Source organism: Actinomadura coerulea (assembly GCF_014208105.1).
GTDB lineage: Bacteria > Actinomycetota > Actinomycetes > Streptosporangiales > Streptosporangiaceae > Spirillospora > Spirillospora coerulea.
Genome location: NZ_JACHMQ010000001.1, coordinates 1,714,857 through 1,735,503 on the forward strand (window position 1 = coordinate 1,714,857; position 20,647 = coordinate 1,735,503).

Annotated in this window: 18 protein-coding genes; 10 read left to right on the forward strand and 8 right to left on the reverse strand. The window is 72.3% G+C overall.

Features of this window, described 5'->3' with window-relative positions; translation table 11 throughout:
• Positions 1–3 precede the first annotated feature (3 nt).
• Positions 4–1,023: an ATP-binding cassette domain-containing protein gene (locus BKA00_RS07870; RefSeq protein WP_230299179.1), complete on the reverse strand. Its 1,020-nt coding sequence runs from the start codon at positions 1,021–1,023 to the stop codon at positions 4–6.
• 218 nt (positions 1,024–1,241) lie between these two features.
• Here BKA00_RS07870 and BKA00_RS07875 point away from each other — a divergent pair, with 218 nt between their 5' ends.
• Genes BKA00_RS07875 through BKA00_RS07885 form a run of 3 tightly spaced genes read left to right on the forward strand, consistent with a single transcriptional unit; the run spans position 1,242 to position 4,229 of the window.
• The gene (locus BKA00_RS07875; protein ID WP_185024286.1) at positions 1,242–2,480 is read left to right on the forward strand and encodes a macrolide family glycosyltransferase; all 1,239 of its coding nucleotides are present in this window, start codon (positions 1,242–1,244) and stop codon (positions 2,478–2,480) included.
• 53 nt (positions 2,481–2,533) lie between these two features.
• Entirely contained in the window at positions 2,534–3,586 is a 1,053-nt protein-coding gene (locus BKA00_RS07880) for an NAD-dependent epimerase/dehydratase family protein (RefSeq protein ID WP_185024287.1), read from the forward strand.
• Entirely contained in the window at positions 3,573–4,229 is a 657-nt protein-coding gene (locus BKA00_RS07885; RefSeq protein ID WP_185024288.1) for an NHL repeat-containing protein, read from the forward strand. Before BKA00_RS07880 ends, BKA00_RS07885 begins: the two co-directional genes overlap by 14 nt.
• A gap of 24 nt (positions 4,230–4,253) precedes the next feature.
• Here BKA00_RS07885 and BKA00_RS07890 read toward each other — a convergent pair whose 3' ends face one another.
• On the reverse strand, positions 4,254–4,925 hold the full coding sequence (locus BKA00_RS07890) for a DNA alkylation repair protein (protein ID WP_185024289.1): 672 nt from the start codon (positions 4,923–4,925) through the stop codon (positions 4,254–4,256).
• 340 nt (positions 4,926–5,265) lie between these two features.
• Here BKA00_RS07890 and BKA00_RS07895 point away from each other — a divergent pair, with 340 nt between their 5' ends.
• From BKA00_RS07895 to BKA00_RS07905, 3 genes are all read left to right on the forward strand, one after another.
• Positions 5,266–5,967 (forward strand): DUF899 family protein, encoded by a 702-nt coding sequence (locus tag BKA00_RS07895; RefSeq protein WP_185024290.1) that lies wholly within the window; start codon positions 5,266–5,268, stop codon positions 5,965–5,967.
• Between the two features lie 95 nt (positions 5,968–6,062).
• Complete coding sequence (locus BKA00_RS07900; protein WP_185024291.1) at positions 6,063–7,286, forward strand: cytochrome P450; 1,224 nt, start codon at positions 6,063–6,065, stop codon at positions 7,284–7,286.
• A gap of 150 nt (positions 7,287–7,436) precedes the next feature.
• Complete coding sequence (locus tag BKA00_RS07905; RefSeq protein WP_221493056.1) at positions 7,437–8,561, forward strand: nucleotide disphospho-sugar-binding domain-containing protein; 1,125 nt, start codon at positions 7,437–7,439, stop codon at positions 8,559–8,561.
• On the opposite strand, the gene BKA00_RS07910 is transcribed toward BKA00_RS07905, so the two are convergent.
• From BKA00_RS07910 to BKA00_RS07920, 3 genes are read right to left on the reverse strand one after another with little or no spacing between them, the layout of a single operon-like run.
• Positions 8,542–9,780, reverse strand: coding sequence for a DUF885 domain-containing protein (locus BKA00_RS07910; protein WP_185024293.1), 1,239 nt, complete (start codon positions 9,778–9,780; stop codon positions 8,542–8,544). The genes BKA00_RS07905 and BKA00_RS07910 overlap by 20 nt on opposite strands.
• Positions 9,781–9,818: 38 nt before the next feature.
• Entirely contained in the window at positions 9,819–11,591 is a 1,773-nt protein-coding gene (locus BKA00_RS07915) for an ABC transporter substrate-binding protein (protein ID WP_185024294.1), read from the reverse strand.
• Positions 11,588–12,925, reverse strand: coding sequence for an aminotransferase class V-fold PLP-dependent enzyme (locus BKA00_RS07920; protein WP_221493057.1), 1,338 nt, complete (start codon positions 12,923–12,925; stop codon positions 11,588–11,590). The genes BKA00_RS07915 and BKA00_RS07920 overlap by 4 nt, the downstream gene beginning before the upstream one ends.
• A gap of 343 nt (positions 12,926–13,268) precedes the next feature.
• Here BKA00_RS07920 and BKA00_RS07925 point away from each other — a divergent pair, with 343 nt between their 5' ends.
• Positions 13,269–14,963, forward strand: a complete 1,695-nt coding sequence (locus tag BKA00_RS07925) for an ABC transporter substrate-binding protein (protein ID WP_221493058.1) — start codon at positions 13,269–13,271, stop codon at positions 14,961–14,963.
• A 24-nt stretch (positions 14,964–14,987) separates the two neighbouring features.
• Here BKA00_RS07925 and BKA00_RS07930 read toward each other — a convergent pair whose 3' ends face one another.
• Positions 14,988–15,992, reverse strand: coding sequence for a methyltransferase (locus BKA00_RS07930; protein ID WP_185024296.1), 1,005 nt, complete (start codon positions 15,990–15,992; stop codon positions 14,988–14,990).
• Between the two features lie 130 nt (positions 15,993–16,122).
• Here BKA00_RS07930 and BKA00_RS07935 point away from each other — a divergent pair, with 130 nt between their 5' ends.
• From BKA00_RS07935 to BKA00_RS07945, 3 genes are all read left to right on the forward strand, one after another.
• Positions 16,123–16,884, forward strand: coding sequence for a class I SAM-dependent methyltransferase (locus tag BKA00_RS07935; protein WP_185024297.1), 762 nt, complete (start codon positions 16,123–16,125; stop codon positions 16,882–16,884).
• Between the two features lie 32 nt (positions 16,885–16,916).
• Positions 16,917–18,116 carry a macrolide family glycosyltransferase gene (locus BKA00_RS07940; RefSeq protein ID WP_185024298.1) on the forward strand — a complete coding sequence of 400 codons (1,200 nt, stop codon included), beginning with the start codon at positions 16,917–16,919 and terminating at the stop codon, positions 18,114–18,116.
• Positions 18,117–18,196: 80 nt separating this feature from the next.
• Positions 18,197–19,345 carry a DegT/DnrJ/EryC1/StrS family aminotransferase gene (locus BKA00_RS07945; RefSeq protein ID WP_185024299.1) on the forward strand — a complete coding sequence of 383 codons (1,149 nt, stop codon included), beginning with the start codon at positions 18,197–18,199 and terminating at the stop codon, positions 19,343–19,345.
• A gap of 31 nt (positions 19,346–19,376) precedes the next feature.
• Here the strand turns inward: BKA00_RS07945 and BKA00_RS07950 are convergent, their stop codons facing one another.
• Both BKA00_RS07950 and BKA00_RS07955 read right to left on the reverse strand, forming a co-directional pair.
• Complete coding sequence (locus BKA00_RS07950) at positions 19,377–19,652, reverse strand: MoaD/ThiS family protein (protein ID WP_185024300.1); 276 nt, start codon at positions 19,650–19,652, stop codon at positions 19,377–19,379.
• A gap of 9 nt (positions 19,653–19,661) precedes the next feature.
• A complete protein-coding gene (locus tag BKA00_RS07955) occupies positions 19,662–20,570 on the reverse strand; it encodes a formylglycine-generating enzyme family protein (RefSeq protein ID WP_221493059.1) in 909 nt (302 codons plus the stop codon).
• Positions 20,571–20,647 lie beyond the last annotated feature (77 nt).

Consider the following 20,647-nt stretch of genomic DNA (forward strand, 5'->3'; position numbering starts at 1 on the left):
TCCTCACTTGACCGTCTGCGGCTGGTCGTCCTCGGCCCCGTCCTCGGCCCCGTCCTTCGCCGCTCGCCCGTCGTCCGCCACCGGGTGGCCGGTCAGGGCGAGGAAGACGTCGTCCAGGCTCGACTGGGCCATCGAGAAGTCGTCGAGGGCGATCCCGGCGTCGGCCAGCGCGGTGACGGCCCGCGCCGCCTGCTGGGCGTCGGAGACCCGCACCGACAGCCTGTGCGGATCGGAGTCCGCGCCCGGCTCCACGGTCAGTTCGCGGGAGAGCGTCTCCGCCGCCACGGCGCGCTGCCCGGGGTCCTGGAGCCGCAGCTTCAGCGCGCCGGTGCCGACCTGGGACTTGAGCTTCCCGGGCGCGTCCTCCGCGATGACCCTGCCGTGGTCCAGGACCGCGACCCGGTCGGAGAGCCGGTCGGCCTCGTCGAGGTACTGCGTCGTGAGCAGCACGGTCGTGCCCCCGGCCACCAGTGTGCGGATGATGTCCCACACCTGGTTCCGCGCACGCGGGTCGAGGCCCGTGGTCGGCTCGTCGAGGAAGAGCAGATCCGGGGTGACGATGATGCTCGCGGCGATGTCGATCCGGCGCCGCTCGCCGCCGGAGCAGGTCTTCACCGGGCGGTCCGCCACCTCCGACAGCTCGAAGGCGTCCACCAGGTCGTCGGCCCGCCGCCGCGCCGCGGCCCCGCGGTGCCCGAGCAGCCGCCCCACCATCGCGAGGTTCTCCCTGCCGGTGAGGTCCTCGTCGATGGAGGTGGACTGCCCCGTGACGCTCACGCGCGACCGCACCGCGTCGGCCTCCCGCACCACGTCGTGGCCGAGCACCCTGGCCGTGCCCTCCGTCGGACGCAGCAGCGTCGTCAGGATCCGGAGGAGCGTGGTCTTGCCGGCGCCGTTCGGCCCCAGCAGGCTGTGGACGATGCCGGTGGGGACGGCCAGGTCGACACCGTCCACCGCCCGGGTCTCGCCGAAGGTCCTGACCAGCCCGGACGTCTCGACAGCGAGGGTCGAATTCGATCCCACGGTTATGCCTCCCGTCGCCACCAGAAGATCAAGCTCATCCTAAAGCAGCAGCTTATATAAGTCAATGCCTAAGGACCTCGTCCGGCGGGGGCGGCGCGAGAGGCGCCCCTAGCGCGCCGGGCGGCGGCTGCGCGCTGATGATCACTCCCTTGTCAACTTGAAAAAGCCATAGTAGTGTCCGTTTCCATGGCTCATCTCGCTCGGTCCGGGGAATCGTGATGCGACCACACCACATTCTTTTCGCCGTCACCGGCGGGTCCGGGCACATCCGCCCGACCTACGGCGTTCTCGACGAACTCTCCGCCCGGGGACACCGGATCAGTTTTGTGACCTCCGGCGACTACGTCGACGACCTCGCCGAGGTCGGGGCCCGGCAGATCCGGCACCGGTCGATATTCGAGGACGGCGTCGACCTGCCGGAGATCGTCGAGCAGGAGGACGCCGAGGCGCTGACGGTGAGCGCGTTCATCAACGAGAACCTCGCGATGCTCAGGGCGGCGGAGAGCGCACTGGACGACGACCCGCCGGACCTGGTCGTCTACGACATCTTCCCCCTGATCGCCGGGCGCCTGCTGGCCGCCCGGTGGCAGCGCCCGGCCGTGTGCATCAACGGGGGCTTCGCCTCGAACGAGCACTACTCGGTGTGGGAGGCGCTCAGCGCGGTGCACGGGCACCGGCCGATAGTCGAGACCGAGACCTTCCAGCGGATGATGTCCGAACTCCTCCCGGAATACGGCATCGACCGGTCCCCGGCGGAGTTCTGGAACGCGATCGAGGATCTGAACGTCATCTTCCTGCCGCGATCGTTCCAGGTGAAGAACGAGACATTCGACGACCGTTTCGTCTTCGTCGGGCCGAGTTTCTCGCAAGGGCGGCTCCGGCCGGGATGGAGTCCTCCCAGCGAGGACGGCGACGTCCTGCTCATTTCGCTGGGCTCGACGTTCAACGGGCATCCGGAATTCTTCCGCAGCTGCGCGCGGGCGTTCGCGGGCACCCCCTGGCATGTCGTCATCGCGACGGGCAGCGGCACCGACCCGAAAGCGCTGGAGCCACTGCCTCCCAACGTCGAGGCGCACCAGTACATCTCGTTCATGGAGGTCCTTCGCCACGCGAAGGCGTTCATTTTCCAGGGCACCCTCGGCGCCACCATGGAGGCGGTCCACTGGGGCCGCCCGATGCTCTTCTTCACCGAGTACGCGGTCGAGGCCAGGCCGTTCGCCGAGCGGTCCGTCGAACTCGGCCTCGGCCATGTGCTCCGGCCCGAGCAGGTCGACGGCGGCGGCCTCGTTTCGGCGGTGGAGGACCTGGTCGCCGACGACGCCGTCCGGCGGCGGATCTCGCGGATGCGCGACGAGGCCCGCGACGCCGGAGGCGCCGCCCGGGCCGCGGAGGCGATCGACTCGTACGCGCGGCGGGCCGGGTCCCGGCCGGGCGGCGCGTTCGGCGCCGTCCGCTGACAGGACGGTGGCCGCCCCGTTCCGGGGCGGCCGTAGCGAAGGGCGGATGACCGATGGCGGTCGTGGTCACCGGCGGCTGTGGCTTCATCGGCAGCCACCTCGTGGAGCGCCTCGCGCGCCAGGGTGAGGACGTCGTCGTCTACGACCCCGCGGCCCTGCCGCCCGACCTGGACTGCGGCGAGACCCCCGTCCGCCACATCAGGGCCGACATCCGCGACGAGCGGGCGCTCGCCGGCGCCATCGGCCCGGACGTGCGCACCGTCTACCACCTCAGCGCGATGGTCGGGGTGGACCAGTACCTCGACGACCCGCTCGAAGTGATCGACGTCGCCGTCTCCGGCACCCGCAACGTGCTGCGCGCGGCGGCGGACGCCGGCGTGAAGGTCGTGGTCTCCAGCACCAGCGAGATCTACGGCAAGAACCCCGACGTCCCCTGGGCGGAGGACGCGGACCGGGTGCTGGGCAGCGTCACCGCCGACCGATGGTCCTACTCCGCGAGCAAGTCCGTCGCCGAGCACATGGTCGTCGCCTACGCCCGCCACCGGGGCCTGCGCGCCTCGGTCGTGCGGTACTTCAACGTCTACGGGCCGCGGCAGCGCCCGGCCTACGTGATCAGCAAGACCGTGCACCGGGTGCTGCGCGGGCTGCCGCCGCTGCTGTACGACGACGGCGCCCAGACGCGCTGCTTCACCTACGTCGAGGACGCGGTGGACGCCACGCTGCGGGTGGGCGCCGCCGAGATCGCCGACGGCGAGTGCTTCAACGTCGGCAGCGACCGGGAGACCTCCGTGGCCGACGCCGTCCGGCTGGTGACCCGGCTGGCCGGGACGGAGTTCGCCCCGATCCGCGTGAGCACGGACTCGGCGCTGGGCAGCGCCTACGAGGACATCCCCCGGCGCGTCCCGGACGTCGGGAAGGCCGGGGAGCTGCTCGGCTGGCGCAGCCGCACCCCGCTGCGGGCCGGCCTCGGCAGGACGATCGCGTGGGCGAGGGAGAGCCCGTGGTGGCTGGACGCCGTCGCGGGCGCGCCCCGGCGGTCGCTGGTACCCACAGGCGTCACGACGGCCGCGGACGGCCGGAAAGCGAGGGGACATGACATCGGGTGAGACGGCGGCGACGGCCGCGGGCACCGGCGCCCTGCCCGCCCCTGCCGCCTACATGTGCGGGCTGACCTGGGACGGCGCCCTGCTGTGGCACTCCGACCAGGACGCGGAGAAGATCTTCGCGATCGACCCGGCGACCGGCGGGGTGCGCAGGACGTTCGCGTGCGAGAGGGTGCGGGCGGACCTGGCCTACGACGGCGCCCGCCTGTGCCAGGTCGGCGGCCGCCCCAAGCGGATCGTCCTGATCGACCCCGAGGACGGCCGGATCACCGGGGAGAAGGAGGTGCTCCCCGCGAGCGGCAGGCTGACCGGGATCGAGTACGGGCCGGAGGGCGTGTACATGTGCCTGCGCGGTCCGACCGTGGTGCAGGTCCGCGACCGCGACACCATGACCGTTCTGCGGGAGTTCCCGGCGGGCGGGGAGTCGCCTTCCGGCCTCACGTACGCCGACGGGGTGGTCGTCTACGGCGACTTCGACGACGCCGTGCTCCGCGCCATGGACCCGAAGACGGGGGAGCATCTGGGGGCCCTGCCCGTCCCCGGCCGCCCCACCGGGCTGACGTGGGACGGCCGCCGTCTCTGGTACTGCGACTTCCCCGCGCGCGCGATCCGTCCCCTGGAGCTGTCGGCGGTCCTCGCCGCCTGAGCGGGGCCCGGAGGCGCGGACCTCCTACTTCCCCTTCTTCCTGCCCACCACTTCGTTGATCCAGATGGGCACGAAGGGAGACGTGCAGTTCGGGGGAGTGGGGTAGTCCTTGAGCACCTCCAGGCGCTCGCCGATCTCGATCGCGCGGGCGCGGTGCTCCTCGTGCTTGATCCCGATGTTGCCCAGGCAGTCGTTCATCGCCCACTGCAGGCGGTCCGGGGCGTCCTTCATCTCCGCCTCGATGACGTCGAGCAGCTTGCCGAGGTCGAGGCCGTCGGGCCTGCGCATCACGCGCTCGGTGGTCAGCGCCCAGCCGGCGCTCGCGACCACCGGATCCGCGTCGTCGAGCCACGCCAGGCGCAGCTCCTCGGCGTGCGGGCTCTTCTTCACCACGTAGTTCACGAGCCAGTCCTGCACCTTGGGGGTGCGCGACTCGCGCAGCATGGCGTCCAGCTCGTCGCGCTCGAACTCCTTGGGGCGGCAGACCAGGGTCGCCAGCAGCCTCGCCGAACTGTCATCGGTCTTCCAGAGCTCGCGCGCGAGGTCCTGCTGCGTCTTCAGCCGTTTCGCGAGCGCGCGCAGCTTGCCGAGGTTCACGGCGTGGTCGTCGCCGCGCTTCTCGTTCACCTCGCGCGCCTTGGGGTCCTCCAGTCCGGCCAGCTCGGCCATCACCTCGGCCACCGCGGTCCCGGCCATCCCCGCCTCCTGTGCCTCGCATTCGGGCGTCTGAGAATATTGGCTTAGTCGACAATTGTCGTAATAGCGAGCTTAACATCCAGTGCGTTTCCCTTCAACTCTCCCGGGCCCTGCCGAGAGGCATTCCGTGGTGGTTATGCGAACCAGTTGCTTTGTCGCAGTTCGCGGCGTATCGGCGGATCCTGTCCTGTATTAGCCGCGCCGGGGCGGCCGGGGCGGCGTGTTCCGCTCGGCCGCCTCGCCGCCGGATGGGACGGAACCGCGCGCGCCGGCGGGCTCATTATCGTAGAGTCCGATGTCGAATTGACCCTTGCCGCCGACGGACTCGAAGGGGCCAGTGATGAGCGACGACGAGCCGGAGATCGCGCCGATGTGGCCGGTCGGGACGAGCCGGGAGTACATCGACGCGCGGGTCGAACTGGCGAGAGCCGAAAGGCTGCTGCGCGACCGGGTCGAGGAGGTCGCCGCCGCGCGGCGCCGGATGCCCCGGGGCGCCGTGCTCGGCGACTACACCCTCACCGAGGGCCCTGCGGACCTCGAGAAGGACGAGCCGGCCGAGCCGGTGTCCCTCCGCGACCTGTTCGGCGACCACGAGACCCTGGTCGTCTACCACCTCATGTACCACCCCGACGACGAGGCCGCCTGCCCGATGTGCTCGATGTGGGTGGACGGATTCAACGGCGTCGCCGCGCACCTGGCGCAGCACACCGCCTTCGCCGTCATCGGCAAGGCGCCCCTGCCGAAGCTGCGCGCCTGGGCCCGGCGGAGGGGGTGGGGCGACGTGCGCGTCCTGTCCAGCCACGGCACGTCGTTCAACGCCGACATGCAGGCCGAGCGCCCGGACGGCGCGCAGCGGCCCATGATCAGCGTCCTGGCCCGCGAGGACGGGGAGGTCCGCCACTTCTACACGCTTCCGGCCGACTTCCTCGACGGCGCCCAGCGCGGCATCGACCTGCTCTCCCCGGTCTGGAACGTGCTCGACCTGCTTCCCGGCGGACGCGGCGACTGGTACGCCGGAAACGCCTACGCCGGGCGCGACTGAGCCCGACCTCTCCGCACGGTCGATCGGGTTCCGCACCCGACTCCGGAGCCCACTCGGTATATATTTTCATAGTACCGAGTCGATCGGGGGTTCCGATGACGACCGAGCCCGCGGCCGCCGGCGGCGTCTTCCCCGTCCCGCGCGCGTGCCCGTTCAACCTGCCGCCGGAGTACGAGCGGCTGCGATCGCACGGGCGCGCGGTCCGCGTCCGCATGGCCGGGGGGAACTCGGCGTGGCTGGTCGCGCGGCACGAGGACGCGCGGCGGGTCCTCGCCGACCCGAGGATGAGCGTCGACCGCCGCCGCGAGGGCTTCCCCCGGTTCGCCCCCGTCACCGAGGAGGAGCGGCAGGCGTCCTTCCAGGACTTCCGGCCGCCGATGAACTGGATGGACCCGCCCGAGCACACGGCCGCCCGGCGGTCCGTCCGCGCCGAGTTCTCGCCCGGGCGGACGGAGGCGCTGCGCCCGCGCGTCCAGGAGATCGTCGACCGGCGGCTGGAGCTGATGGCGGCCGCCCCGCGCCCGGTCGACCTGGTGCGCGAACTCGCGGTCCCGGTGCCGTCGCTGGTGATCTGCGAGCTTCTCGGGCTGCCCTACCGCGTGCACGGCCACTTCGAGGAGCGCACCGGGCGGATGTTCAGCCACGCCACCCCGGCCGCGGAGCGCACCCGGGCGGCGCACGAGATACGGTCGCTGCTGGCCGAGCTGGTGGCCGACAAGGAGCGCGATCCGCCCGACGACCTCCTCGGCCGCCTCATCCTCCGGGGGCGACGGGAGGGCGCGCCCGACCGCGAGGCGGTCGTGAGCATGGCGTTCGTGCTGCTCGTCGCCGGGCACTCCACCACCGCCGACATGATCGCGCTCGGCGCCCTGACCCTGCTGGAGCATCCGGACCAGCTCGCGTGGATGCTCGCCGACCCCGCCAGGACGCCGCTCGCCGTCGACGAGCTGCTGCGGTACCTGACGGTCGTCAACGCCTCGACCGCGCGCACGGCGCTGGCGGACGTCGAGGTGGGCGGCGTCACGGTGCGGGCGGGGGAGGGCGTGGTCGTGGTCGGCCCGGCCGCCAACCGAGACCCGGAGGTGTTCGAGCGCCCCGACGAGTTCGACCCCGGGCGCGGCGGCGGGCGGCACCTGGCGTTCGGCGTCGGCCGGCACCGGTGCCTCGGGCACCGCCTGGCGAGGATGGAGCTGCAGATCGTCTTCGACGCCCTCTTCCGGCGCCTGCCGGGCCTGCGGCCGGCGGTGCCGTTCGGCGCGCTGTCGTTCAAGGAGAAGGCGAACATCTACGGGGTGCGCGAGCTCCCGGTCACCTGGTGAGCGGCCCCCGTGCCGCCGCGGATATTGAACCGAGGAAGATCGTAGTTTAAATTCATGTAGTAAGTCCGCGTTGCCACGGTACCCGGGCGCCGTCCGGTCCCGTCGGGGGCGGGGGCACGGGGCAGAAGGGATCTTCCGAATATGCGCGTGATGTTCTGTTCTCACCCAGGTCTCGGTCACTTCTTCCCGCTCGTCCACCTCGCCTGGGCGTTCCGTACGGCGGGCCACGAGGTGATCGCCACGATCGCGGGGCCCACCGAGGGCGCGGCGGGCTCCGGTGTGGAGATCGTCGACGCCGCGCCCGGCTTCAGCATGGAGGCCGTCAACGAGCGGCTGGCCCGCGAGCACCCGGAGTTCGTCCGGACGGTCGCGACCAAGCCGGCGATCGACCTCGACGAGTGGGGGCCCGGGTTCGCCGCGATCAACCGGCCTCTGATCGACGGGATCATGGCGTTGACCGACGACTGGGGCCCGGACCTGGTGGTCTACGACCAGGGCACCACCGCCGGCCTGTTCGCGGCGGCGCGCGCCGGGGCGCCCGCCGTTCAGCGGAACGTGAGCGCCTGGCGCACCCGGGGCATGCACGAGGCGGCCGCGGCCTACCTGCCCGACGTCTGCGAGCGGTACGGCGTGTCCATCTCCAAGCCCGCCGTCACCATCGAGGAGTTCCCGCCCAGCATGCTCGCGGGGGAGCAGCCGGAGGGCTGGTTCATGCGCTGGCTGCCGCACAGCGGGGGGTCGGTCGTCGGAGACCGGCTGCTCCGCCGCCCGGAGCGGCCGCGCGTCGCCGTGAGCATGGGCACGGTCGAGTTGCAGATGCTCGGCACCGGGACCATGCGCACGATCATCGACGCGGCCGCCGGCGTCGACGCGGAGTTCGTGCTGGCGCTCGGCGGGGTCGACATCGCCTCGCTCGGCCCGCTGCCGGACAACGTCAGCTCCGTCGGCTGGATCCCGCTGCACTTCCTGCTGGGCACGTGCACCGCCATCGTCCACCACGGCGGCGGCGGAACGGCCCTGACCGCGATCGACGCCGGCATCCCGCAGCTCATCACCCCCGACCCCAGGGACCTGTTCCAGCACACGACCCTGGAGGCGGTGCGGAAGCGGGGCATCGGGTTCGTCAGCGAACGCGAGGACGTCGACTCCGCCCTGCTGACCCGGCTGATGACCGACGAGGGCGTACGCGCCGCCACGGCGGAGGTACGGCAGGAGATGGCGGCGCTGCCCACCCCCGCCGCGACCGTTCAGCGCATCATCGAGCACCTGTTCTGACGCCCGGGGGGTCCGCGGCCTCCAGGTCGGCGCGCAGATCGGACGGCAGCAGCGGTTCGTCCAGGAGCCTCCGGTACCGCTCGACGAGGGAGGTGCCGCCCGTCCCGGCGTCGAGCCACGCGCCCACGAGCCGCGGGCCCTCGATGTACGTCACCGAGTAGGCGCGCCAGAGCGGGTCGGTGAGGAACCGCGTCATCCGCCGGGCGTGGTCGGGAGGCACCAGGAGCCACCGTTCCAGATACCCGGTGACCTCGTCGGGGTCTGCTCCGCGGTCGTGGAGCATGAGGGCCGCGTCCTGGCGGGCGGGCATCAGCAGCCGGATCAGCCGCAGGACCTCCTCCACGAGCTCTCCCTCGACCCGGACGCCCGCGTCGGCCAGGATGCCGGCCGTCCAGCGGCCCCAGCCCGGGCCCGGCACCGCCGCGTCGGCCATCTCGGCCGTCCCCTCGGCCATGAGGCACTGCGGGGTGTTGACCAGCGAGATCAGGTGCTCCCCGTGGCCCGCGCCGTCGACGAGCCCGGCCTCCTTGCGGCAGTGCTCGGTGTGGTGGCCGGGGTAGGCCTCGTGGATCGCCAGCAGCGGCAGGGCGGCGATGGTGCGCCCCGCCTCCGCGTTGAGCTCCACCCTGGAGCGGAAACCGCCGAGGTAGCGGTTGTAGGCGTTCCAGGGCTTGTCGCGCACCACCACGTATTCGACGCTCTCCCGCTCCGGCAGGCCGAACACCGTGCGGGTCATGGCGCGCAGTTCGTCGGACACCGCCTGGACGGCCCGCGCCAGCCGCTCCGGGGGGACGGCGTTGCGCTCGTAGAACGCCGCGGTCCGGGCGCGCAAGTCGCCCGGCCCCGGCAGCAGCGCGCCGATCGCGTCGTGGATCTCCGCGTAGCGGTCGGGTTCGCCCGGTTCGATGTCGACCTCGAAGTAGGTCCGGACCTCGTCCCGGAACGGGATCTCCTCCCCGGCCATCCGGCGGGCCGCGCAGTTCAGCGCGGCGAGCTGCGCGGACAGGAACCGGCGCCGCGGCTCGGCCAGACCGCTGTCCGCGAGTGCGGCCAGCAGGTCGGCCGACTGCGCGGCCAGCCCGGACGCGTCCGGCCTCGGTTCGGCGTCCACCCGGCGCGACAGCTCGGGGTCGCCGTACCAGGAGTCGACGAACCCGTCGGCGAGCCTGCCGAACCGCAGCCCGAGGCTGAGGTACTCGGTCACCACCTCTTCACGCATTCCGTGCTCCCTGGTCGCCGCCGTTCGGTCCGCCGCCGTCACTCCGCGGGGTCGTCCGGCGGGTCGTCCGGCGGGTCGAGCCAGACGCCGGCGAGGTCGTAGGCATGGCCGAGCGCGGGCATCGGGACCGCGCCCCGAACCCGCGGGCCGCGCAGGCCCGGGACGGCCGGCCGCTGGAACAGCACGGGCACGACCGCGGCGTCCTCCAGCACCGTCCGCTCGGCCTCGTTCCACGCCGCGGTCGACCGCGCCGGCTCCTCGATCGTGGCGAGCGCCCGCTCGATGAGGCTGTCGACCTCCGGACGGCGGTAGCGGCCGCGGTTCGCGGAGTTGCGGGAGTCGCTCGACTGGAACATCGGCTGGAGGAAGACCCGGCCGTTGGCCGGGTACCAGTCCGGCGACCACGCCGCGGCCGCGACGTCCCACTCGCCCGCCGCCGCCCGGCGCGGATCCCCGAGGAGAGCGTCGCGGGCGTCGTGGTCGAGCGCCACGAGCCGGACGGCGACGCCCGCCTTCTCCAGGTCGGACGCGTACGAGCGCGCGACCGCGGCGTCCAGGCCGGTGTCGAGATGGACCGCGGTGAGCGCCAGGCCGCTCCCGTGGCCCGCCTCGGCGAGCAGCGCCCGGCACCTGGACGCGTCTCCGCGGCTCCCGGGTGTCGCGTAGAGGTCGAGCTCCTGGTGCGCGTCGTTGCCCGGCGGCACGACGGAGCCCGCGGTCCGCACCAGCGCGCCGCGGCCGGACCGCCGGTACAGGTCGGCGATCGCCGCCTTGTCGATCGCGTACGACAGCGCCCGGCGCACCCTGACGTCGGCCAGCGCGCCGCCCGCGGCGGGACTCCGCAGGTTGAAGACGAGGTAGGGGTCGAGGGAGAGGCCGAGGCCGTCGCCCGGATCGGCCGGCTCGGCGCCGTGCGGCTCGGCGACCCGCACGCCCCACGGCAGGTCGGCCGCGCCCGACGCGACCCGCGCGGCGACGTGCTCGGGCGCCGCGTCCTCGACGGCGACCTCGATGCCGTCCAGGTACCGGTGCCGGAGCGGATCGGACTCCTGCCGCCAGACGGGATTGGGTTCGAGCCGCAGCTCACGGCCCGGAACCAGGCGGACCGGCCGGTACGGCCCGTTGCTCCGGAGGTTGCGGTGCAGCTCCGGGCTGCCGGGCAAGAACGCGTCGTACTCGACCGGGGCGGGCGATGCGCACGGCAGGGCCATGATGGCGGCGAAGTCGATGGCGGGCCGCACGAGCTCGATGACCAGCGACTCGTCGTCCAGGACGAGGACGCCGGGGATGTCGTGGGAGTTCTGGAAGGCGGCGAGTTCCTCGGCGGTCGGGTCGTCGCGGCGGATCGCCGCGGCGTAGTCCTCGCAGTATTGCGCCATGCCCCTGATCGTGCTGGTGAAGTAGGGCAGGGCGGCGGGCCTCGTGAGCGGGTTGGCCAGCCGCTTCAGCCCGCGCACGACGTCGTGGGCCGTGACCTCCCGGGCGGGCTCGGTGTCCCAGAACACGCCGCGGCGCAGGTGGACCACGTAGTTCGTGTGCCGCGCGCCCATCCCGGTGTTGTAGGTGGACGGGACGTCGGTCGCGAGGTCGGGCGCCGGGGCGATGGCCCGCCAGTCGCGCAGGTCGGGCGCGGGCGCGTAGCCGAACAGCTGCCGGGCGAAAAGCCTGATGACCTGGTCGGCGGGCGCCTGGTGGGAGGCCGAGGGGTCGAGGCGGTGCACGGGGGCCGGGCCGCGGAGGCGGAGCGTTCCGCCGACCCGCGGCCCGTCCTGGCTCCGGAGGGCGGCCTGGGGGCGGTCGGAGACGGTCATGACATCTCCTCGCCGAGGCGGGCCATGATGCCGATCGCCTGGTCGATCTCCTCGCGGGTGTTGAACAGGTGGGTGCAGACCCGGGCCGCGTAGTGCTGGTGCGGCGAGCCCGGGACGTCGAACTCGGTCCACCGGATCCAGATGCGGTGCTCGCGCTCCAGCCGGTCGGTGAACGCGGTGAACTTCTTGATGTTCCAGGCGGCCTCGGGGTCGCGGAACGGGTTGAAGGCGATGAGGGGGGACTTCAGCAGCGGATCCTCCCCGGGCGAGAAGATCGATTCCTTGCCGAAGGCCTCGACGAGGCGCCCCCGGGCGTGGTCGCCGAGCTCCATCGCGCGCCTCTCGATGCGGTCCCGGCCGATCTCGTCCCAGATCTCGCAGGCCCGCGCCAGCGCGGCGCCCCTGGCGATGCTCGCGCTGCCGGCGCTCTGCACGTACAGGGCGGTGTCGTCGCTCTCGACCGACGTCCTCGTCCGCGGTGGGGGACTGCCGATCATCGGGTACCAGGTGGAGATCACCGGCCAGAACGTCGGCAGCGGTAGCGGGTTGTACTCGGGGAAGACCTTGTTGCGGAGGTAGAGGATGCCGGTGCCCAGCGGGCCGCACTGGAACTTCGACCCCGAGCACGCGATGAAGTCGGCGCCGAGCGCCCGCATGTCCAGGTTCACGAGGCCGGGGAGCAGCGCGCCGTCGATCACTGTGGTGAGGCCGTGCCGCTGCGCCAGCTCGCACAGCCTGCGCATCGGCATCATCGTGCCGGTGAACAGGGTGATCCCGGCGAACGCGAGCACCTTGGTGCGGGGGGTGATGGCCGCCTCGAAGAGCTCGACGATCTCGTCGGCCGTGACGTCGTAGCCGGTCGGCATGGTCAGCGTCTTGATCGTCAGGCCGTACCGGTTCCGGACGAGGTTGAAGTTCGAGAGCACCGAGTAGCACTCGTGGCTCGTGGTGACCACCTCGTCGCCCTCGTGCAGGTCGAGCCCCTGGATGATGCGGGCGACGCCCTCGGTGGCGTTGTGGCAGATCACGATCTCGTCCTGGTCGACGCCGAACGCCCGGCCGATGAGGGCGCGGTGCTCGTAGTAGCCGGACGGCTTGTAGACGTCGGCGAGCCCGCCGGTCCACTCGCGGGTCACCCGGTCCATCGTGTCGAGCACCTCGTAGGGCATCGCGCCCACGGTGCCGGTGTTGAGGTGGGTCGTGGTCGGATCCAGCGCGAACAGCTCGCGGATGCTCTCCCATGGCGCGTCGCGGAGCCGCCGCGGCGATCCGCCGTTCGCCGTCGCGGCCGGGCCCGGGACGCTGCGCTCGCCGGGCTTCACGGACTGTGTCACGAGTGACCCCCTCCACGTGCGGATGACCAGTCCCCCTCACAATACAATATGTTTTTGAAGTTACTTGGCCATTGGGTCCCGGATGAGGGCATTCCGGCCGCCGACGCCGGAACCGTGCACGGGGCCCCGCCCGACGGGCGGTCCGCTGCCATGGGCCGAGGTGTGCGCGGTGGCCGGCGGCTGCCGGGAAGGGCGACCTGCCTGTCCGCGGGGGAGTCGCGGGCTGGGCCGGCAGGGGCACGGCGTCCCTATGGAGCTTTAAGAAACGATGGTAATCTCCGGCGTGGGACAGGTGGGGCGCCGGCTGCCGCGGGGCCCGGCGACGTGCGGGAAGGGGATCGGTGTGGAGCCTCGTTACGGCGGTGTACTCCGCTACTTCGGACCGGGCGGAATGGACCATGTCGATCCCGCGTGCGCCTATTACGCCTTTTCGCATCAGATCATCAGGCTGTTCGCCCGGCAGTTGTTCGGCTACCCGACGGCGGTGGACGAGAGCGCCCTGACCCCGGTCCCCGACGTCGCCGCGGAGTCCCCGACGGTCGCCAACGGCGGCAAGAGCCCGGACGGGCTCGTGTACCGCATCCGCCTGCGCGAGGGCGTCATGTGGGACACCGACCCGCCGCGCGAGGTGGCGGCGGAGGACTTCGTGCGCGGCTTCAAGCGGATGTGCAATCCGGTGGCCGGCGCGGGAGCGATCGCCTACTACACGAGCACGATCAAGGGGATGGCCGAGTTCGCCGAGGGCTACCGGCGGGAGTTCGCCGGACGCATTCCCTCGGCCGCCGACCTGGCCGGCTACCAGAACGCGCACGACATCTCCGGACTGCGCGCCGACGGCGACCGCACCCTGGTCGTCGAGCTGGTGCGGCCCGCCAACGACCTGCTGAACCTCCTGTCGATGATGTTCGCGTCCGCCGCGCCGCGCGAGTACGACGCGTTCGTTCCGGACAGCGCCGAGTTCGTCGCGAACATCCGCTCCAACGGCCCCTACCGCCTCACCGGCTACGAGAACGGCCGCTTCCTGACGATGGAGCGGAACCCGGTGTGGCGGCAGGACACCGATCCGCTGCGGCACCAGTACGTCGACGGCCTGGACGTGCGGATGGCGCGCGTCGACGACGACCGGGTGCGGGAGGCGATCCGGAGCGGCGAGGCCGATCTCTCGTGGGGCGCGCCGGTCATCAGCGAGGACCGCCGCCCCCCGGACGCGGACCGGCATCTCGGGTACGCGATGAACCCCTATCTGGTGTTCAACATGAGGAGCCCGAACGAGGGCGGGGCGCTGCGCGACGTCAGGGTGCGCAGAGCCGTCGCGTACGCCGTCGACAAGGCGTCCATGGTCAGGCTGCTCGACGACATGGACCTCGGGACGGTGACCCGGACGGCGCACACGGCGATCCCGCCGGGAAACTTCGGGCACCGCGAGTACGACCGCTATCCGACGCCGGGCGACCACGGCGACCCGGCGAGGGCGCGGGCGCTGCTCGCCGAGGCCGGGTACCCCGACGGGCTCACCCTCAAGGCCCTCTACCGTGCCGACGCCCCCCACGCCGACATCGCGCGGTACTACGCCGCCGACCTGGAGAAGGCGGGGTTCACGGTCGAGCTGCGGTTGATCAGCCAGCCCGACGAGTACTACCGGTTCCTGCAGAACCCGGCCATGGCCGAGGCGGGCGAGTGGGACATCACGGCGGCGGCGTGGACGCCCGACTGGTTCGGGAACAACGGCCGCGCCTACGTCCAGCCGATGTTCCAGTCCAACTTCGCCGCCGGCACCAGCAACTACGGCGGGTACCGCAACCCCGAGGTCGACCGGCTCATCGAGGAGGCCCTGTCCGAACAGGACCCGGTGCGGGCGGAGGAGCTGTGGCACCGGATCGACCGGCAGGTCATCGAGGACGCCGCGATCGTGCCCGTCCTGGCCTGCGAGCCGACCATCCCCCACATGACCAGCGCGCGCGTGCGCAACGGCCTGCCGCTGCCGCAGGTGGACCGCTGGCTCGACGCGGCCTGCATCTGGCTCGACCCGCCCGACTGACCGGCCCGCCCGCCCGGGCGGCGGTCAGCGCGGCACGCCCTCGGCGATCGACATGACCGAGGCGGTGGGCACGACGCGGGCGAGCCGCAGGCCGGCGGCCTCGAAGAGCGGGTGCAGTTCCGCCTCGGTGCGCTCCTGCCCGGTGCGCGCCGCGAGCATCATGAAGTCCATCGGCTTGCTCTGGTGGGCCCCGTTGCCGGCCGGGATGATCGCGTCGACGGCGAGGACCCGCCCGTCCGGCTTCATCGCCCGGCGGCAGTTGCGCAGGATCGACACGCACTTCTCGTCGTCCCAGTTGTGCAGGATCCGCTTGATCAGGTAGACGTCCGCGGCGGGGACGGAGGAGAAGAAGTCCCCGTCGGCGATCTGCCAGCGGCCGGCGATGTCGTCGCCGCCCAGCAGGTGGTGGCCGAGCACGTGCTCCTCCCGGTCGAGGAGGACCCCGTGCAGCCCCGGGTTCTCGCGCAGCACGGCGCGCAGGAACCCGCCCTTCCCGCCGCCGACGTCGACGACCGTGCCGGTCGAGGGGAACGCGTAGCTTCCGGCGACGAGGGCGTTCTCGGCCTCGGAGACCGTCGCCATGCCGTCGTAGAAGAGCGCCTCGGTGTCGGCGTTCTCCGCGAAGTACCCGCCGATCGTCGTGCCGAAGAGCTGCTCGAACGTCGTCGCCTCGTCCCGGGCGACGGTCGCGGCCTCGTGGGCGACGGTCCAGAACATCCGGTCGGTGAACATCAGGATCCCCGCGCGGGCGGACATCGGCGCTCCGGCGCGCAGCGCGTCGCCCCTGGCGGTCAGCCGGAACCGCCTGGGCTCCTCCTCGCGCACCACGTCCCGTGCGGCGAGCAGGCGCAGGATCCGGTACAGCGCGCCCTGCGCCGTCCCGGTTGCGGCGGCGAGCTCGGCCGTCGTGCGCGGGCCGTCGGCCAGGTGGTCGGCCACTCCGAGTTCGGCCGCCGCGCGCAGCGCGGCCGAGTAGGTGAACCCCATCGCCTCCTCGAAGAGGAAGAGCGCGGACTGCTGCGCGTCCATCGGCCCCTGCTCCCTTCCGGCGGCAGCCCGCCGTGGTCCGGCCCGGCCGGAGAGTTACTCTATGAATATAAAGTACTTTGGGGTGCATGCAACGGGGGGTGGATCAAGGTTGACGCCGGGAGGCCCGCCGATGAGCTACGGAGCGGCGCACGCCGAACTCTACGATTCCGTGTTCCGCAGCCGCGGGAAGGACTTCGAGGCGGAGGCCGAGGGGCTGAACCGCCTGGTCCGCTCCCGGTTTCCGGGAGCGCGGTCCCTGCTCGACGTCGCGTGCGGCACCGGCGCCCATCTGGAGAGGCTCGCCGAGCACTTCGAGCACGTGGAAGGGCTCGACCACTCGCCCGCCATGCGGGACGTCGCGCGCGGACGGCTGCCCGGCGTCGCGGTGCACGCCGGCGACATGCGGGACTTCGAGCTCGACCGGACCTTCGACGTGGTCGTCTGCATGGGCAGCGGCCTCGCCGAGGCGGAGTCGCCCGAGCAGGTGGCCGGCTCGGTCGCCAGGATGTCGGCGCACCTCGCCCCGGGCGGGGTCCTCATCGTCGAACCGTGGTACTTCCCCGACAACTTCCTCGACGGGCACGCCGCAGGGCATCTGTTCAGGGAGGACGGGCGGGTGGTCTCCCGGCTGACGCACTCGGCGAGACACGGGGACAGGAGCCGGGTGGAGATCAGGTTCACGATCGTGGACTCGGCCGGGTTCCGGGAGTTCAGCGACGTCGTCGTCAAGTACCTGCTCACCCGGGAGCAGTACGAGGCCGCCTTCGAGCGGGCCGGCTGCACCGCCGAGTTCGTGCCCGGCTTCTCGCTGGCCGACGGCCGCCCGAACAGCCCCGGGCTCTTCGTCGGCGTCCGCGCGGGTTCGCCGACCAGAGCGGACCTCAGTACTTGACTTAGATATAGTTGTCGCTCGATGCTACCGCCATGCGGAGCGCAGCGCCCTACCGGATCGTCCTTGCCAACGTCGCCAATCACGGCAGCGTGCTTCCCACCCTTCCCGTGGTGTCGGAGCTGGTCCGGCGCGGGCACGGGGTCGGGTACGTGACATCGCCGGAGTACGCGGAACTGGTCGAGCGGACCGGTGCGGCGGTCATCCCCTACGAATCGGGGGCCTCCGGCGCGGCCGAGGCGTTCGCGGACGACGACCCCGCCCGGCCGCACCTGCTGTACCTCGCCGAGAACGAGGCGATCCTGCGGGCGGCGCACGCGCACTACGGCGAGGACGCGCCGGACCTGGTGCTGTACGGGGAAGTGCCGATCATCGCCGGCCAGGCGCTGGCGGCCGTCTGGAAGCGCCCCGCGTGCCGGATCAACCCGGGCTTCGCCTCCAACCACGCGTACTCCTACTCCCGGGAGATGATCGAGGAGACCGGCGGCGTCGACGAGCGCACGCGGGGCGTCGTCGACGCGAGGCTGGCCGGCCTGCTCGCCGAGTACGGCCTGGGGGACCGGGCGGGGGAGTTCGCCGACCGCGTCGAGGACCTCAACCTGGTCCTCGTGCCCCGCGAGTTCCAGATCGCGCAGGACACCTTCGACGAGCGCTTCGCGTTCGTCGGGCGCTCGGCCGCGCGGGAGGAGCGGCCCGGCACGTGGCGGCCCCCGCGGGACGGCGCGCCGGTGGTGGTGATCTCGCTGGGGACGACCTTCAACGACCACCCCGACTTCTACCGGCAGTGCGCGGAGGCGTTCGCGGGCACGCCGTGGCACGTGGTGATGGCCCTGGGGGACCGGGTCGAGACGGGCGATCTCGGCCCCCTGCCCCCGAACGTCGAGGCGCACCCGTGGGTCTCCCTCCCCGCCGTGCTCGAACACGCGCGCCTGCTCGTCACCCACGGGGGCATCGGAGCGGTGATGGACGCGCTGACCGCGGGCCGGCCCATGGTCGTCGTGCCGTTCACGTTCGACGTCAAGCCGATGGCCCGGCGGGTGGGGGAGCTCGGGCTGGGGACGGTGGTCCCCGCGTCGGAGTTCACCGGCGCGCGGCTGCGCGAGGCGGTGGAGGAGCTGGCGGGCGACCGGGCCACGCGGGAACGGGTGCGCCGCATGCGGGAGAACGCGGTCCGGGCCGGCGGCGCCGCCCGCGCCGCCGATGTGCTGGAGGCCTATCTCGCACGGGAGCGTTGACCGGGAGGAAGGCCGCGCCGTAACTTTAAAAAAAGGTACTAAGATCGGCCGGGCGTCGCCCCGACGAGAGGGAGTCCGCGATGATTCCGCTGTTCAAGGTCGCGATGGCGCCGGACGCCCCCGGCCGCGTCTCCGAGGTGCTCGGCAGCGGCCGCCTGGAGCACGGACCCAAGGTGGTCGAGTTCGAGAAGGCCCTGGCGCTGCGCCTCGGCAACCCGCGCGTCCTGGCCGTCAACTGCGGCACCTCCGGTCTCCACCTCGCGTTCAGCATGGTGGCCGACCCCGACCGGTTCCCCGCGACCGTCCAGCCACCCGGCGGCGCCGGCGGGCCGGGCGAGGTGCTGAGCACGCCGCTGACCTTCGAGGCCACGAACTGGCCGATCCTGGCCCACGGGCTGCGCGTGCGCTGGGTCGACGTCGATCCGGCCACGCTGACGATCGACCTCGACGACCTCGCCGCGAAGATCTCGCCGGCCACCCGCGCGATCGTCGTCGTCCACTGGCTGGGCTATCCGGTGGACCTCAACCGGCTGCGCGAGATCGTCGACCGGGCCGAGGAGGCCCACGGGTTCCGTCCCGTGGTGATCGAGGACTGCGCGCAGGCCTGGGGCGCCACCTACCGGGGGGCGCCGCTCGGCAACCACGGGAACGTCTGCGTGTACAGCTTCGGCGCCATCAAGGTCCTCACCGCCGGAAGCGGCGGGCTGATCGTGCTGCCCGACGACGACCTGCACCGGCGGGCCCGGCTGCGCCGCTGGCTCGGCATCGAGCGGCAGGCCGACCGGGTGCACGGCGACTACGACGTCGCCGAGTGGGGCTACCGGTTCCCGATGAACGACATCTCCGCCGCGATCGGGCTGTCCAATCTGGAGATCGTCGACGGCCTGCTCGCACGGACGCGCCGGAACGCCGCCTTCTACGACAAGGAGCTGTCGGGGATCGCGGGCGTCGAGCACACCGAGCGGGCCGACGACCGGGAGCCCTCGTTCTGGGCGTACCCGCTGAAGGTGGCCGACCGCGCGTCCTTCATGCGGAAGATGGCCGACGCCGGGATCATGACGAGCGTCATCTCCCGGCGCAACGACGCCCACAGCTGCGTCGCCGCGGCCCGGGAGGAGCTGCCGGGCCTGGACGGCGTGCACGACCGCGTGGTCTACGTGCCCGTCGGCTGGTGGCTGTCCGAGGAGGAGCGCGCCCACATCGCGGACACGATCAGGTCGGGCTGGTGACCGCCGCGGCGGGCCGGGCCCGGCGGGAGGCCTAGCCTCCCGCCAGCGGCGGGATGATCTCGACGCGGCTGCCGGGCGCGAGCGCGACGTCGCCCGGCGGCGTCGCGCGGGGCACCTGCTCGCCGTCGACGAGGAACAGGTGGTAGGGCAGCAGGTCGCCGGCCGGGGAGTAGAGCCGGTAGCCGGCCTCCGGGTGCGAGCGCACGAACGTCTCCAGGAGCTCGCGCAGGGTGGCCGCGGGCAGCTCCGAGCGCACCTTGCCGGAGGTCACGTTGTGCCAGCTGCCGGGGACGATGAGGTGGGGCATGGGGCATCCTCACGGGTCGCGGACGCATCGGAAACCACTGGCGAAGCAGGCCCATCCGGTCGGGTCGCCGTGCAGGCGCTCGCTGGTGCGGGCCTGGAAGCGCAGGTTCATCCAGGAGCCGCCGCGGATGACGCGGAAGCGGCCCATCACGCTCAGCAGCGACTCGTCGCAGTCGGGCGACGGGCCGTAGAGCCGGCTCGGCGAGGCCGTCCACTCGTAGACGTTGCCCGCCATGTCCGCCACCCCGTAGGGGCTGTCGCCGTGCGGGCTGAAACTCCCGACGGGGGTGGTCAAAGGGACCGGGCCCCGCTCGTCCTGGAGCTCCCTCCACCACGCGCGCCATTCGGCGGCGCTGCGGGTGGCGTCCCCCAGCCGCAGCTCGGTGGTGTTGGTCCGCTCGCGCGACCACTCGTCGCCCCACGGCCACAGCCGGTACCCGGGGCCGCGCGCGGCGAGCTCCCACTCCGCCTCCGTCGGCAGCCGCCCGCCCGCCCACGCGGCGAAGGCCTCGGCGTCCTCGACCGCGATGTGGACGGCGGGGTGGTCGTCCGGCGGGACGTAACCGGTGTCCCGCCCGGCCGGACGGCGCCAGGACGCGCCGGGAGCCGCCTGCCAGTAGTCGGCCCCGTAGACCAGGCTCCAGCCGCGGCGCTCGGCGACCGTCCGGTACCCGGTGGCCTCCACGAAGGCCGCGTACCGGCCGCAGGTGACCGGGTGGCGGTCGATCACGAAGGGCGCGACCTCCACGAGCGCCTGCGGTGTCTCGTCGCGGAACCAGGGCGTGGGGAAGGGCTGGTCCTGCTCGGCCAGCCAGTCGAGCACCCACTCCGGCGATCCGAGCCGGAAGGCCGCCCCTTCGACGAGGACCGACTCCCCGGTCTCCGCTCCGCCGCGCAACGCCGTCTCGTGGTCCGCCACAGCGCCATCCCGTAGACGATGGTTCTCATCGAGCAGAAACTATATAAAAACATAGCATTGGGGCGGCGTCCGCGTCA